A 14,271-nucleotide genomic window follows, 5' to 3' on the forward strand; every position below is an offset into this window, starting at 1 on the left:
ACCAAATGTTTGAAATCACTCTTACCATAGATAAAACGAATAAAGATGAAGCCTTATATGTCCAATTGTATAAATACTTTAAAACGGAAATCCAGAATGGACAAATAAAGGCAGGAACGAAACTGCCTTCTAAACGTAAATTAGCCGTGCATTTAGGTATAGGCCTGAATACAGTGGATACGGCTTATCAGCAGTTGATGGCAGAAGGGTATGTGGATAGTCAATTAAGGAAAGGTTTTTATGTAGCCGATTTAGAACCGATCTCACCTTTGAATGAGCAGCGGCATGTTGCAGAGGTGATGAAAGGCCCTTTGCATGAAATGATTAAGATCAATTACAATCATGGCCGGGTGGATGTGGATGCTTTCCCGCATGCTGTGTGGAAAAAATGCTTGAATAATACGTTGTATCTACATGAAAGGGAAATGTTCATGAGCGGTGATCCTCAAGGGGAATGGGGGCTCCGGGCTGAGATCTCTTCCTATTTATTTCAATCGAGAGGAGTTCGCTGCGGCGCTGATCAAATCATCATTGGGGCAGGTACACAGTATTTCATCCATCTACTGCGGTTACTTCTTGGAAATGAGCGGATATTTGGGTTGGAAGACCCTGGCTTTCATAGGGTTAGGGAGGTACTGGGGTTGGAGGGGGCCGATATGGCATTCATTCCATTAGATGAAAGCGGAATGAGTGTGGAATCCTTGAAAGAGAGTGCAGCGAATGTTGCCTATGTCACTCCTTCCCATCAATTTCCTTCGGGTATGATCATGCCGATAACCAGAAGGGTGGAATTGTTGAATTGGGCAGTGGGGAAAAATGGTTTTATTATTGAAGATGATTATGACGGGGAATTCCGTCATGCGGGTAAACCGATTCCGTCCTTGCAGGGGTTGGACACAAATGGAAAGGTCATTTACCTAGGCACGTTTTCAAAGTCGCTAATCCCATCAATCAGAGTGGGGTATATGGTGTTACCCAAGGAGTTGGCATGCCAATATAAGGAGAAGCTAATAGGATACAAACAGACCGTTTCCAGACTGATTCAGGAAACGCTCTGTCTTTTTATGAAAAATGGACATTGGGAACGCCATCTGAATAAAATGCGAACGATTTATCGTAAAAAGAATAAGGTGTTGTTGAATGCAATTGAAGAGAGCTTCCATGATCGTGTAGCCGTAATCGGTGAAAAGTCAGGATTGCACATTCTATTAAAAGTAAAAAACGGCAGCAGTGAGTCAGAGCTCATTCAAAAGGCTGCCAGTGTTGGGGTTAAAGTCCACCCCACTTCGGTTTATCTTTCAAAGAAGGTAAAAGAGCCGACTATTTTGATTGGGTACGGTGGTTTAACCGAAAGGGAAATCGAAGAAGGAATCCGACTTTTAAAAAAGGCATGGCTATAGCGAAAGTGATCAATGGGAAGGCCCTGATTCTCACTGATTCAACAATAATATAAGATCCCCATTCAGTTTCTTATATTATTGAGGATTTTAAGGACCGTCTGGAAAAATAAGTCCTGTTCTTCTTCAGTAATGCCTTCCAGGGCTTTTCCTTCGATTTTTTCTGCAATCTTAAGGCATTTTGTATGTACCTCTTTGCCCCGCGGAGTCAGTTCGATTCGTTTTTCCTGTTCATCTTTTCCAGGGACCTGTTTAATCATATTATTCTGTTCCATGCTGTTGACCGAACGTGTGATGATGACACCATCTACATCCAGGTAATTGCAAATATCAGGTATTGTGGAATATCCACAGTTCTTTAAATAATTCAATATTGTCCACTGATTATGGTAAATTTCCAGGGCTGTAATTTGTTCATTCATTTTGCTGACTAATGATCTGGATACTTGTAAATATTGATGAAATAATTGAGTAGGGTTCGTCATATGATTCTCCTTTATAATGGTCGACCAATCCATTATATTCTTTAATTCTTAAAAGTCTATTGTAAAGAATCATTTATTTCAGTCAATGTTTATTTTTGGAAACAAAGCAGAAAAGGGAAGATAATCGCAGAATGAAAGAATTCAGGGAGAGTCCAGTCTCCCAGAATCATCAAGAAAAAAATGGGTGAAGCATATACACTATCACAAGAAGAACCTTAATATATGATGAATATATTTCAGACTATAGTCAAATTCGAGAATTCGAGTTTGACTACAGTTTTTTATGGTTTGTCCATTTGGGCGTTTATTTCCGCTCCAGGCACTCGCTTTCCGCGGGCGGTCCGGGAGCCTCCTCGGCTTGCGCCTGCGGGGTCTCCCTTGGACGCGCTTTTCCCGCAGGAGTCTCGTACCTTCCTCTCCAATCAACTTTGTTATAACATTTAGTTAGAAACTATTCCTGAGGAGTTGATGGTGTTGCTTTGGGTCAGTTGGTGCAGGAACATCATTTAATGAAAGATACGTTTTCCGAACCCCTTTTGTCTACAAACTGTAATATATGATGGCAAAAATTTATTTTTTCCTTCAATTGTCCATAAGTGCCTCCGAGAATTGGTAAAAGTCGATACGACAACTTACCTTGAAGCTGAATGCGATATATCCTGCAAACAAAAACCAGCCTCTGAGTGGGCTGGTTTTTGATTAAAACCTCTCGCTGGTGGAGCGGTGTTTTGTTTCTTTTTTATTTCGTTCTTCTTGTCGTTCATATTTAATTTCATCAATTGGTAAATCATCGATGGGCATGATTACTTGATCACGTTCCAGTTGTTTTTCCTGATTTTCCTTGAATGCCTTGGATTTATCATTACGCTCTTCAACATACTTTTCTTTATCTTTGTTATCCAATGTCAATCCCTCCATCCCTTTGTATCTCTTTTTCCCCTTATTGAGAAAATAAAACGTATTAGCGAAATATATACGACCCCGTTTCATAAATATAAGGAGAACAAGAAGTGCAAGGAGGGTTTACTTAGTGAATGCCGCTGTTTTTTTTCGCTGGTTTTGGAGGGGTATTTTCCTTTTAGGCATATTTATCGTCATTCCCTATTCATGGGCTTTGATATTAGCATTACTCACTGCCATCCTTTTGGATGGAATGGTCCGCATGATTGGTGAAACGGCAAAGCTGCATCGGATTTGGGCAGTATTGATTTCATTTGTTTTATATGTAGGCGGGCTTATGAGCGTCACTTATTTTTCCTTTTCGGTTTTAATCAAGAAGGTCATTGTCTATTCGGAAGAATTTCCTGGATTCATACGTGAAATGTATTTGACGGCGTTATTGCCGGTCATTAGGCAATGGGAACAATATTCCCAAACATTGCCGCCAAATCTCATTCAGTCCATAGAACAAACGATGGAAAAGGGAGTCATGGCTCTAGAAGGTTTCACTGAGGGTTTTGTTCAGGATATGGTTCAGTTCGTTACACTCATTCCGGGATTTTTCATTGATTTTTTAATTTATTTAATCGCTTTATTCTTAATTAGTCTTGAATTGCCTAAGTTAAGGAAAAAGGCAATCCTTTATTTGAAGACATCCACCTATCAAAAGATATCGCTAGTTTATCAAGATTTAAGTATGGCAGCAGTTGGCTTCATCAAGGCACAAATCCTGTTGAGTTTAATTACGTTCATCATGGCTTATGGAGGACTTTGGTTGTTAAATGTGAAGTATACGATCCCATTGGCACTGTTAATAGTTGTTGTGGACATTCTTCCTATCCTGGGGACGGGATCTATACTGGTTCCTTGGGCAGTAATTGTTTGGGCGCAAGGAAACCATCATCTAGGGATTGGCCTTATTATCCTGTTCCTGGTCATAACCATCATAAGAAGGACCATCGAACCAAAAATCTATTCAGCAAATATGGGGTTGAGTCCTTTGGCATCGTTGGTCAGTCTTTATTTAGGGTTTAAAATGCTTGGTTTCATTGGGCTTTTCCTTGGACCTTCGATACTGATTGTTTATGATACGTTAAAGAGGGCAGGTGTGATTAAATCAAACTTCAAAATATGAGATTATTAGAAGTGTTTTGCCTGATTTCTTAAATTGGACATATCTTTTACCGCTTTACCGTGACCGTTGCAATGATTGCAGTCCCGGGAAAAGAATTGCAAATAGCGGGTTTTCCCTTTCCCTTTGCAGTGCTGGCAGATGGTTATGAGTTTCATAATTCCTCACTCCTTCAAAAAGTATCGCTTTTCTAACAGTATGAAACAATAAAGGTAGAACTATACTTAATGTTATCATTCAATCTAAATGCAGCAGATTTTATATATTATGTGTTTATTTTATTTCATGTACCAGTTGAAAAAAAATAACCCCCGCTCCTATTGTCAATTAGGAGCGGGGGTTATTATCATGAAACGATTTCGGTTTGTGATATCATCGGGAATTCTTTTACTTCGCTTACGACTTTTGCTGGTTTATATATTTCAATATAACAAATATGGTGATCTTCCATTTCTTTTATCCTGAAGTTATAGGGACCATAAGTCAGGATATCGCCTTGTTTGGCCTCGTAATTCTCGGTAAGGATCCATCCGCCCATCGTATCAATATCTTCATCGTTGATATCCAATCCAAGTAAATCATTCACTTCACTGACTAATACCTTGGCATCGATGATATAGTGATCTTCTTTTAATTTGCGGACATCCGGCACTTCATCCAGGTCGAATTCATCGCGGATATCGCCCACGATTTCTTCAAGGATATCCTCAACGGTCACCAATCCTGATGTACCGCCGTATTCATCCATGAGGATAGCCATGTGAATGCGTTCCTTTTGCATTTTTAAAAGTAAATCGTGAATTGGGATACTGTCGATGACACGGATGATCGGACGAACATATCGGTTGATCGTTGACGCTGCCTGATTGTTTTTGTCTATCATTTCAGTGAATAGCTCTTTGATGTTGACCATTCCGATAACATGATCTTTATCACCATCGATGACAGGGTATCGTGTAAAGTTTTCTTCCGCCATAACGGTGAAAAACTGTTGGATCGTATCATCTTTGGATACCGTTGCAATCTCTGTACGTGGAACCATGATTTCTTTTGCAATCCGATCATCGAATTCAAAAATTTTATTCACATATTTAAACTCAGATTGGTTAATTTCGCCACTTTTATAGCTTTCGGAAACAATGATACGAAGCTCTTCTTCTGTATGAGCCAAATCATGTTCGGAAACTGCTTTTAATCCTAGCATTTTTGTAAGCGTCCTTGCAGAGCCATTCAGTACCCAGATGAAAGGATACATGACTTTGTTAAAACCAATTAAAGGTTTGGAAACCAATAAAGTTACTTGCTCCGCTTTTTGAATCGCCAATGTTTTCGGTGCCAGTTCTCCAACAACCACATGTATGAAGGTTATGAAAGAAAAGGCAATTGCAACTGAGAGTGCATGTGAAGCGGAATCTGGAAGATTCAATTGAATTAAGAGTGGGTGCAAAATGTTTTCAACTGTCGGTTCCCCAAGCACCCCAAGCCCAAGAGCGGTAACTGTAATTCCAAGCTGGCATGTCGAGAGGTATTCATCTAGGTTGGATATGACCTTCTTTGCTGAAATAGCATTCGGCTTTCCTTCTTCAATTAATTGATCGACCCTCGTGCTTCTCACTTTAACAATTGCAAACTCCGTAGCTACAAAAAATGCTGTTAAAGCAATTAAAATGGCAATAAGAACCAAGTTTATTATGTCCAAATAGTCTCCCTTAACTCGCCTTCGAGACGAATAAGGAGTCCACCTCCTACATTTTTAAAATATACAAGTATATTTTTTTTGCTGTGCTGAATATTTTCGGGATTTATTCAAAATAGCTGTGGTAAATAGGTTTGCAGCCGCTTGAACTCCCATTTTTTCGAGTGATGAAGAGAATAATAGTATATGCCGATTAGCGATGCGTAGACGGGAAATAGAAGAATTTCTGTATGAAGGAGTGCAGCCATTTTTCAAAAGTATGCACATATCCGTTACGCAAAGCAGCGTCCGTCCGTCAAAACGAACATTCTTTAATGCCCCATCAAATCACCTCATTTAATCAATTTAAATACTTTCATTATAGAAAGAGTTAGTCATTCAGTCAAACAGCTTAGGGCTCCTTAAATCCGGTAAATTGCTTGTAAAGGATCAATTTGAGCTAATAATTAGCGATATTTGACTGTTTTCTCTAATTTATTGCATTCTATTATAGAATATTCAGAAAACTGAGAGCCTGCTTCAAAAAAAATGGCCAATTTCATTATTTTTTGGACGGCATAAACATATTCTATAAAAACTGGACAGGTTTTAATGCAGATTAAAGGGGGTGGCAGCCATGAAAATCATGGAAAGGATGGCAGCGATCATTGCCGGCAGCATGCTTGTGGGTGTGGGGATCAATTTTTTTCTGATCCCTTATCATTTATTGGATGGGGGCATGATAGGGATTGGGCTGATCTTCCATTACTATATGGGACTTCCAACCGGCCTGGGTGTGATTTTGAGCAGCATTCCATTATATATATATGCTTGGTACTTTGAAAAAAAACTATTTCTGAACAGCTTGCATGGCTTGCTTTTTTCCTCTTTATGCATCGATATTTTTTCCGATGTCGTCACCGGATGGAATCTTCCCATTTATGTAAGTGCGATAATTGGGGGAGGGTTGATTGGACTTGGAATAGGCTTGATGCTTCGGTATGGAACCTCTACTGGCGGAACGGATATGCTGGCACAGATCATTTCCAGGAAGAGTGGGCTCAATGTCGGTTTGCTGATTTTTTTCATTGACGGATGCGTACTGTTTTGCGGACTGAGCGTTGTAGGGACTTCAATCTTTTTATATTCATTTTTAACGATCATTGCGGTAGCCATGCTGACTTCAGTCACCGTGATGCGAACTATTTGATATTGAATTATGTATAAAAATCTGAAAAAAGGAAAGGATGGGCAGTATGAAAAGGACAGATTTTTAGTCTAAATAAATAGTAAAGGGAAGTTTTTATGAAAAAATTCTATATATGTTCTGCGTTGTTATTTATGCTGGCTGGGTGTCAAGAGACTGAAATGCCAGAGGATAAAGAAGTGAACAGTGCTGTTCCGGATTCGATGGATGCTTCAATCGTCATTAAAGGGAAAGTGGAGCCTGGCAAAGAAGTCATTCTTGAAACGTCAGTAAAACAAGGAAGCCGATTGGTGAATGAAGCTGATGAGGTACTGTTTGAAGTGAGAAAGTCCGGACAGGATAAACGGGAAATGCTGGAAGCGAAGAATACTGGAAGTGGCGTGTATCAGGTGATGCATACTTTTGAAGAACAAGGCAAATATATTGTAGTTTCCCATGTAACGGCCAAAGGCCTTCATGTGATGCCTGAAAAAGAAGTTGTCGTTCCAGAACATGAAAGTGAAGGTGCATCGGTTCATCCAAGTACGGATGTATCAATCGAGTTTCAAAGTAACCCTGTAAAAGCAGGAAACAGTTCGAACTTTGAAGCAACCGTAGAATTGGATGGTAAGCCACTGACAAATGCTGATGTGAATTTCGAGGTATGGAAGGAAGGCAGCGAAGAGAGTCATTTCACCAAAGCTGAAGAAGATGGAAATGGGACATATCTAAATAAGGTATCATTCGAAGAATCGGGAACCTATAAGGTGCAGGTACATGTAGAAAAAGACGAAGTGCATGAACACCAATTGCAAACCATTCAAGTAAATTGACACCGTGTAAAATGTTTTTTTGATGGAATTGTTTAAATGGGTTTTATCCTTTCGTTAAATGGGAAGTTAAAGGATAACGATACAGCAGAAAGGGAGGGTAAGCATGAATAATCAAATAATCAACAAGTTTAAGAATCTCGGGATTCATATTGAAAAAACGAAATCACGCCGAGAGATTTTCACTAATGTTTCACAAAACGATTCATCCTTACTCACCACAGCTGTTTTTACTCAATTTTCCCAAAAAAGGGAGCTAAAAGAATATTGATGCAATGAGACCGGGGTACATATCAGCTGGTCTTTTTTTGTGCATTCCTAAAGTAATACCGGTGAAGCAGGAAATGAAAAATCGAATAGAACCTTATGAGCTGAAATAGGATAGAAGGACAAACAATTTGAAATTTAGATTTAAGGGAGTCCGATTGCATGATATCACAGCTTATAATAACGATATTGAATTGGTTTGCAGAAATGGGGTATATGGGAGTTTTATTGGGTCTGATGGTTGAAATCATCCCGAGTGAGCTTGTTCTTGGATACGGTGGTTATTTGGTCGGCCTGGGGCAAATGAATTTTTGGGGAGCTGTCTTAGCTGGTGTGGTAGGTGGGACGATGGCACAACTATTTCTCTATTGGGCTGGTTATTATGGAGGACGGCCCTTTCTTTTGAAGTATGGAAAATATATTTTCATTAAAGAAAATCATATCGTAATGGCTGAAGAGTGGTTTCAACGTTATGGGGTAGGAGTGGTTTTTACGGCACGATTCATTCCCGTTGTTCGCCATGCCATTTCGATCCCTGCCGGAATTGCAAGGATGTCCGTATGGAAGTTTATATTTTATACGATTGCCGCTGTCATACCTTGGACCATATTGTTTCTGACCTTAGGGCGGATCCTCGGCGAAAATTGGCAGCAAATCAGGGAAATAACTGCACCTTATCTTATTCCGGTAGCTGGTTTTTCCTTTCTACTTATCATGCTTTATATCATCTGGAAAAAAAAGAGTACACCTCCAATCGTAACGGTCAAAAAAATGGGACGGTTTTTCGATAAATGATTACATCAAAAAACAGCCATGTAAAATCACCTTTTACGTGGCTGTTTTTAATTATTATCCTTGGGGAAGGTCTTCTTCCAGAGGAAGCTGTACGACCTTTTTTGTCACCTCGATAGAACGAATGGCGTGATCTTCCATTTCAATCACTTTAAAGCAGAATCCGTCTTTTTCCATGATGTCCCCTACATTCACATCATAATTTTCAGTAAGGACCCATCCGCCTATAGTATCGACATCATCTTCCTCCAAGTGAATGCCAAGTAAATCATTCACTTCCTTTACAAGAAGTTTAGAGTCTAAAATATAGTGTCCATCTTTGATTTTCCTGATCGATGCGACTTCATCGATATCGAATTCATCACGAATTTCCCCAACGATTTCCTCGAGGATATCCTCAACTGTGACAAGTCCTGAAGTACCGCCGTATTCATCCATCAAAATAGCCATATGAATGTGTTCTTTTTGCATTTTCAACAGTAAATCGTGAATGGGAATATTTTCCATAACTCGAATGATCGGACGAGTGTAATTTTCAATCGCTTTGATATGGATTTCCCGATTCTTTATAAGATCCGAGAAAACCTCCTTTAAGTTCACTAAGCCGATGACATGGTCTTTATCACCTTCGACAACAGGATATCGAGTGTATTTCTCCATTTTGGCCACATCGACGAATTCCTGTACCGTTTCATCTTTGGATATCGTCATGATTTCTGTCCTTGGTACCATGATTTCTTTGGCAACACGGTCATCGAATTCAAAGATGTTGCTTACATATTTAAATTCGGACTGGTTAATCTCTCCGCTTTTATAGCTATCCGACAGGATGAAACGCAATTCTTCTTCCGTATGGGCTATTTCGCTTTCGGATGCAGGTTTGAAGCCAAATAATCCGACAACGAAACGTGAAGAATGGTTCAATACCCAGATGAAGGGAAAGGCAATCTTATGGAAAAAAATCAGCGGGCCGGCAATAGCCAAGGCCACTTGCTCAGCCTTTTGGATGGCAACCGTCTTTGGAGCCAATTCACCTACTACCACATTCAGGAACGTTATCAAGGAAAATGAAATGACAAATGTCAGAATGTTTGTGACTTCTTGAGGGAAATTCAAGGCATTGAATAAAGGTCCAACCAATTTTAGGATAGTCGGTTGTCCTAGCCACCCCAATCCAAGAGCAGTAACGGTTATTCCAAGTTGTGTGGCGGATAGGTATTCATCAAGATCGGATGTAACCTTCTTGGCCGCAATCGCTTTTTTGCTTCCCTCTTCAATCAATTGATCGATCCTGGAGCTGCGGACCCTTATGATCGAAAATTCCGAAGCTACAAAAAAGGCAGTTAAAGCGATTAAAATAATGACTAATAAAAAACTTAATATGTCCAATTAGTGTGGGACTTAATTGAATCGCCTGATGTACCGAACGACTTAATTATCCCAGTCACCTCCCAAAACCAATAATAGATGAAATGATATTAATGTATAAAATTTTAGATAAAAAATAAGATCGATTATCTTGTATGAATATTATGAGGGTTTTATTTTCAATCTATAGGATCATTCACCTCGATTAGTAGTGGAACCTAACTATTAGTATAAGTAACTGGACGTCAATCAGTCAAAAATTTCACACTAAAAACCCATGGAAAAAAGGATATTTATCCATTATTTAGTTTTCAATTGTATGGAAAAGGTCGTTAGGAAATCGGTAGAGTGGCAGGATAAGGCTCCTTGATGTTTTAAAACGATTTCTTTACAGACGAATAGTCCCAATCCCGTTCCTCTTTTTTTTGTGGTGATGAATGGTTCAAAAATGTTCGGCAGGACCTCGTCAGGTATCTTCGGCCCATTGTTGGAAATATTTAAGGTAAGAATGCCGGGTGGTGACTCAGAGCCTGAAATGTATATGGATGGGGAAGGCATCCCTGCAACCACATCAAGAGCATTTAAAATAATATTAAGTAATACCTGACGGAATTCTTCTTCAGAACCGGAAATTACGGCATCATCGGCGATATTACATGTAATGGAAGCATTTACTTCCAAAATGCTTGGATATAAAAATTCAATGACCTCGTTAACTAGCTTAGCAATGGAAAATAGATCTGGTGGTGATGTTGAAGTTTCCTTTTTGGAAATATTAAGAAATTGTGTAATCCGATAATTGAGCTGATCCAATTCCTTTGAAATGATATCAAGGTATTTTATTTCCGGTTGTTCTGCCTGTAACAATTGTATGAATCCCATTATGGATGTCAGTGGATTTCGGAATTCATGGACAAAGCTCGAGGTCATTTGGCCAAGGAGTGTTAAACGGTCTTTATGGTTTGGGCTTATGAATTGATAGCGTTCTTCAAGTTCCATCGTTTTCAATTCGGTATAATGGGATAATGCAAAATGAATGAGTTTATCGAAGTAAACGTTTACATGCTTGATTCGATCGGATATTTCTTCTTTGGGTGCTTCTGAATTCAAAACGTGCTCAATGATGATGGATCTGCCGATGGTTGCAGTGGAAAAGAAATTTTCCATATCCAATTGCTTATTAACTCGATCAGACGCAATTTTTCCCCCTACGACCTTCAGTACATCGTCTATGTCAGTATCCGGTTTTCCAAGCTGATCCATTAGCAGATTAAAGATATTTTCCACTTCTCCTTTAAAATATCCCATATATCCGTCCGGTAAATGCAGCAACTCATCTTTCCATTTGGATATGATACTGCTTTTTTGAGAAGATAAAAAGTGAATGGTCATTTCTCGATTAGATACCATTTTGCCCTCCATACTGTAGGAAAATGAATTTACTTTTGACCCAGAAATTAATGTATTAGAAAAAAATTACAAAATATTAAAATAATTACATCTCGCTTTTATGATAACAGATTAGAGTTCTTTTAACATGTGTCAATTGGATAAATATTCGTCAATCAATCGATAAATACCTTTTTTTGACACAGTTTTATTACAGTGATTACATGAATTAATAATAAAAAAAGGTATCCGTAAAGTTAATGACGGTTACCTTTTTTTATGAAATGCATATGGTTCGATATGAACGATCACATGCTGGATATTATATTCCTTCAAAAGATTCTCTTCGATTTTAACCGTAATATCGTGACCTTGGATGACGGTCAAAAGAGGGTTAACATGAACGGTAGTTTCGAGCAGGATTTCACTTCCGTGCATACGGGCCTTAATTTCACTCATGTCTTTTACACCTTCTGTCAATATAATGGTTTGACCGATCTTTTGCAGGAGCTGCTCGTCGAAACCATCGGTTAAAGAGATGGAGGCATCCCGAAAGATATCCCAGGCCGTTTTGCATATGATGACCCCCACGACTGCTGCAGCTATTGCATCAAGCCAAGGGATTCCCATCTTAGTACCGATGATTCCAATGAAAGCACCAACACTGACAAGGGCATCGGAACGATTATCCTGTGCAACGGCGTAGATGGAAGAGCTGTTGATCTTTTTACTTAATGCTAAGTTATAACGGTAGATTCCGTACATGAAGATTGCAGAGAATAGGGCGACATAACCGGTAAGCATATTGGGAACGGTTGTTGAATCTTGCTGGAAGAAGGATTCTACAGCACTGAATACAACCTGCAGGCCTACGGTGATCATAATGAAGGCAGCTACCAACGAGGCTACGGTTTCCGCCCGTAAATGTCCATATGAATGATTATCATCTGGAGGTCTCTTCGAAATTTTCAAACCAATCAATACGGCTATGGAAGCGATGATATCGGTCGTATTATTTAAACCATCTGCCCAAAGTCCTTTAGAATCACCGAAATAACCAAATGACAATTTAAGGGCAGACAAGAATATGTAAGCGGCAATGCTTATGTAGGCGCCTTTTTCAGCTGAAATCGAATGTTTATCCATGTCCATTCCCTCCCCTATGTAAATTAGGTTTAATAAAGATAACAAAACAAACCTTAGTGAGTCTATAGAAAAATTGTCGTATTTAGCCATCTAACTTGTTTAATTGCAGGTGTATTGAAGGTATGTAAAGAAGTTGGTTATAAGAAAGAATATCGCCATAAAATGGGAATGACAAGTTGTTGACATATACTGTTTCTTTAGTTGTCAATTAAAGAAACTAGTAGTATATTCTAACCGAGGATCGAAAAATAAATACTTCCACAAGGGGAGCCAAAAAGGCTGAGAGTGAACGGTTGAGTTCAGACCCTATGAACCTGATAGTTAGCACTAGCGTAGGGATGTGGTTTTGGATACAAGCAATACTGGGCATCCATTACCGCCCCGGTGTTGCTTTTTTTTGCGCAAAATTGGCAGGGGGAACTCATGGACATTTTTTCGCTTTTGGAGAAAGGAGTGGCTTGATGAAAAATAAAACGTTATTCATGACAGAGGTCGCCATTTTTGCATCATTGGCTTTATTACTGGATATGGTCTCTGGATTCATTTTTTCAAGAATCTGGCCTCAAGGGGGTTCGATTTCAATAGCCATGGTACCTATTTTTCTGATGGCATATCGTTGGGGCATAAAAGGTGGGATGTTAGCCGGATTGTTACTTGGACTATTGCAGATTGTCAGTGGTACAGCATGGATCGGAACACCGATCCAAGGCTTCATTGATTATTATCTTGCCTTTATGGTTGTCGGGATATCCGGTGTATTCATGAACAAGTTTGTAAACAGCTATAAAGAGGAAAAGCGTTCCAAAGCGAAATTATACGGGATTGGCGGCATGTTTTTGGGAAGTTTCCTGAGGTTTCTATGTCATTTCACTTCTGGAATCGTGTTTTTTGGATCTGCAGCACCAAAAGGACAGCCAGTAGCGGTTTATTCATTCATTTATAATGGGACTTATATGCTGATCAGTTTTATTTTATCGGCCATTGTGGTGATGATGTTATATTCGGCAGCTTCAAATGTATTACTGAAAAAAGCCTATTAACAAAAAAGCCGGATTCTACAAGAATCCGGCTTTTTTCGGAATGATCAAACGATACGTACAGGGCGAACCGGCTCAATCTCATTTTGCAATGAATACCGAACAGGGTGCGTTTTTCGCAATTGAACTACTTGTACTTCCAAGAAAGAATTTTTCCAAACCGCTTTTAGAGCTATTGCCGACGACGATGAGGTCGGCCGCAGTTCTTTCTGCATATTCACATATGCTATCTGGCGCATGTCCTTCCAATATCTCGAATTTCCCCTTGACTTGACATTCACTTAGCAATCTCAACGTATTACTTTCTGCGTTCCGAACACTATTCTCGACGGGGGAAGGGGTGTCAATTACCTTTTGTTCTCGCTGTTCAACTTCAACGACGGGATGTGTCTGGACGGGATCGACATAAAATCCTGCAGCGGGTACAAATCCAGGAGCTGTGACGTTTCCCATGATACTCTGTTCAACCTTATCACTTAGGACATGGACTACGGTCAGCTCAGCTTCAGGAAAGGCCTGTTTGATTGTTGCTCCATATTCCACGGCCCGTGTACTCTCTTCATTTCCATCAAAAGCGACGACAATATTTTTTATGTCTTTCATAATTTCATCTCTCCCATTTATAAGT

The 14,271-nt window shown here is 39.4% G+C and carries 14 protein-coding genes and 1 riboswitch; of the genes, 7 read left to right on the top strand and 7 right to left on the bottom strand.

All coding sequences use genetic code 11. The annotated features are described in order from the left end of the window. The first annotated feature begins 5 nt into the window (after window positions 1-5). The gene (pdxR, locus tag QUF78_RS06165) at window positions 6-1,400 is read left to right on the top strand and encodes a MocR-like pyridoxine biosynthesis transcription factor PdxR (protein ID WP_289323985.1); all 1,395 of its coding nucleotides are present in this window, start codon (window positions 6-8) and stop codon (window positions 1,398-1,400) included. A 62-nt stretch (window positions 1,401-1,462) separates the two neighbouring features. Here the strand turns inward: pdxR and QUF78_RS06170 are convergent, their stop codons facing one another. Together QUF78_RS06170 and QUF78_RS06175 are read right to left on the bottom strand one after the other, a co-directional pair. Further along, complete coding sequence (locus QUF78_RS06170) at window positions 1,463-1,882, bottom strand: MarR family winged helix-turn-helix transcriptional regulator (protein ID WP_289317632.1); 420 nt, start codon at window positions 1,880-1,882, stop codon at window positions 1,463-1,465. A 699-nt stretch (window positions 1,883-2,581) separates the two neighbouring features. Then, the gene (locus QUF78_RS06175) at window positions 2,582-2,785 is read right to left on the bottom strand and encodes a hypothetical protein (protein WP_289323986.1); all 204 of its coding nucleotides are present in this window, start codon (window positions 2,783-2,785) and stop codon (window positions 2,582-2,584) included. A gap of 127 nt (window positions 2,786-2,912) precedes the next feature. On the opposite strand from QUF78_RS06175, the gene ytvI reads away from it, so the two are divergent. Beyond that, window positions 2,913-3,956, top strand: a complete 1,044-nt coding sequence (ytvI, locus tag QUF78_RS06180; protein ID WP_289323987.1) for a sporulation integral membrane protein YtvI — start codon at window positions 2,913-2,915, stop codon at window positions 3,954-3,956. Between the two features lie 343 nt (window positions 3,957-4,299). Here ytvI and QUF78_RS06185 read toward each other — a convergent pair whose 3' ends face one another. Continuing rightward, entirely contained in the window at window positions 4,300-5,652 is a 1,353-nt protein-coding gene (locus tag QUF78_RS06185; RefSeq protein WP_289323988.1) for a hemolysin family protein, read from the bottom strand. Between the two features lie 613 nt (window positions 5,653-6,265). On the opposite strand from QUF78_RS06185, the gene QUF78_RS06190 reads away from it, so the two are divergent. The 4 genes from QUF78_RS06190 (at window position 6,266) to uptA (ending at window position 8,706) form a co-directional block, all read left to right on the top strand. Continuing rightward, complete coding sequence (locus tag QUF78_RS06190) at window positions 6,266-6,838, top strand: YitT family protein (protein WP_353957891.1); 573 nt, start codon at window positions 6,266-6,268, stop codon at window positions 6,836-6,838. Window positions 6,839-6,933: 95 nt separating this feature from the next. Beyond that, window positions 6,934-7,647, top strand: coding sequence for a FixH family protein (locus QUF78_RS06195; RefSeq protein WP_289323989.1), 714 nt, complete (start codon window positions 6,934-6,936; stop codon window positions 7,645-7,647). Window positions 7,648-7,750: 103 nt separating this feature from the next. Then, window positions 7,751-7,915: an Lmo0850 family protein gene (locus QUF78_RS06200; protein WP_289323990.1), complete on the top strand. Its 165-nt coding sequence runs from the start codon at window positions 7,751-7,753 to the stop codon at window positions 7,913-7,915. Between the two features lie 161 nt (window positions 7,916-8,076). Then, window positions 8,077-8,706, top strand: a complete 630-nt coding sequence (uptA, locus tag QUF78_RS06205) for an undecaprenyl phosphate transporter UptA (protein WP_289327249.1) — start codon at window positions 8,077-8,079, stop codon at window positions 8,704-8,706. A 54-nt stretch (window positions 8,707-8,760) separates the two neighbouring features. Here uptA and QUF78_RS06210 read toward each other — a convergent pair whose 3' ends face one another. The 3 genes from QUF78_RS06210 to QUF78_RS06220 all read right to left on the bottom strand — a co-directional run bounded on the left by QUF78_RS06210 (window position 8,761) and on the right by QUF78_RS06220 (window position 12,612). Next, window positions 8,761-10,092 carry a hemolysin family protein gene (locus QUF78_RS06210; protein ID WP_289323991.1) on the bottom strand — a complete coding sequence of 444 codons (1,332 nt, stop codon included), beginning with the start codon at window positions 10,090-10,092 and terminating at the stop codon, window positions 8,761-8,763. Between the two features lie 279 nt (window positions 10,093-10,371). Beyond that, window positions 10,372-11,481 carry a histidine kinase N-terminal domain-containing protein gene (locus QUF78_RS06215; RefSeq protein ID WP_289323992.1) on the bottom strand — a complete coding sequence of 370 codons (1,110 nt, stop codon included), beginning with the start codon at window positions 11,479-11,481 and terminating at the stop codon, window positions 10,372-10,374. A gap of 246 nt (window positions 11,482-11,727) precedes the next feature. After that, window positions 11,728-12,612: a cation diffusion facilitator family transporter gene (locus QUF78_RS06220; RefSeq protein ID WP_483313832.1), complete on the bottom strand. Its 885-nt coding sequence runs from the start codon at window positions 12,610-12,612 to the stop codon at window positions 11,728-11,730. Window positions 12,613-12,859: 247 nt separating this feature from the next. Further along, a riboswitch (TPP riboswitch) is annotated at window positions 12,860-12,962 on the top strand. Between the two features lie 105 nt (window positions 12,963-13,067). Here QUF78_RS06220 and thiT point away from each other — a divergent pair. Continuing rightward, on the top strand, window positions 13,068-13,646 hold the full coding sequence (gene thiT, locus QUF78_RS06225; RefSeq protein WP_353957641.1) for an energy-coupled thiamine transporter ThiT: 579 nt from the start codon (window positions 13,068-13,070) through the stop codon (window positions 13,644-13,646). 78 nt (window positions 13,647-13,724) lie between these two features. On the opposite strand, the gene QUF78_RS06230 is transcribed toward thiT, so the two are convergent. After that, window positions 13,725-14,246 carry a universal stress protein gene (locus QUF78_RS06230; RefSeq protein WP_289323994.1) on the bottom strand — a complete coding sequence of 174 codons (522 nt, stop codon included), beginning with the start codon at window positions 14,244-14,246 and terminating at the stop codon, window positions 13,725-13,727. Window positions 14,247-14,271: the final 25 nt, after the last annotated feature.

It is taken from the genome of Peribacillus sp. ACCC06369, from assembly GCF_030348945.1.
Lineage (GTDB): Bacteria > Bacillota > Bacilli > Bacillales > DSM-1321 > Peribacillus.

Excerpts from the sequence above, each read along its gene's own strand:
- thiT (WP_353957641.1), top strand. The coding sequence starts at position 13,068 with ATGAAAAATAAAACGTTATTCATGACAGAGGTCGCCATTTTTGCATCA.
- QUF78_RS06195 (WP_289323989.1), top strand. The coding sequence starts at position 6,934 with ATGAAAAAATTCTATATATGTTCTGCGTTGTTATTTATGCTGGCTGGG.
- pdxR (WP_289323985.1), top strand. The coding sequence starts at position 6 with ATGTTTGAAATCACTCTTACCATAGATAAAACGAATAAAGATGAAGCC.
- QUF78_RS06215 (WP_289323992.1), bottom strand. The coding sequence starts at position 11,481 with ATGGTATCTAATCGAGAAATGACCATTCACTTTTTATCTTCTCAAAAA.
- QUF78_RS06230 (WP_289323994.1), bottom strand. The coding sequence starts at position 14,246 with ATGAAAGACATAAAAAATATTGTCGTCGCTTTTGATGGAAATGAAGAG.
- QUF78_RS06220 (WP_483313832.1), bottom strand. The coding sequence starts at position 12,612 with ATGGACATGGATAAACATTCGATTTCAGCTGAAAAAGGCGCCTACATA.
- QUF78_RS06170 (WP_289317632.1), bottom strand. The coding sequence starts at position 1,882 with ATGACGAACCCTACTCAATTATTTCATCAATATTTACAAGTATCCAGA.
- QUF78_RS06190 (WP_353957891.1), top strand. The coding sequence starts at position 6,266 with ATGAAAATCATGGAAAGGATGGCAGCGATCATTGCCGGCAGCATGCTT.
- QUF78_RS06200 (WP_289323990.1), top strand. The coding sequence starts at position 7,751 with ATGAATAATCAAATAATCAACAAGTTTAAGAATCTCGGGATTCATATT.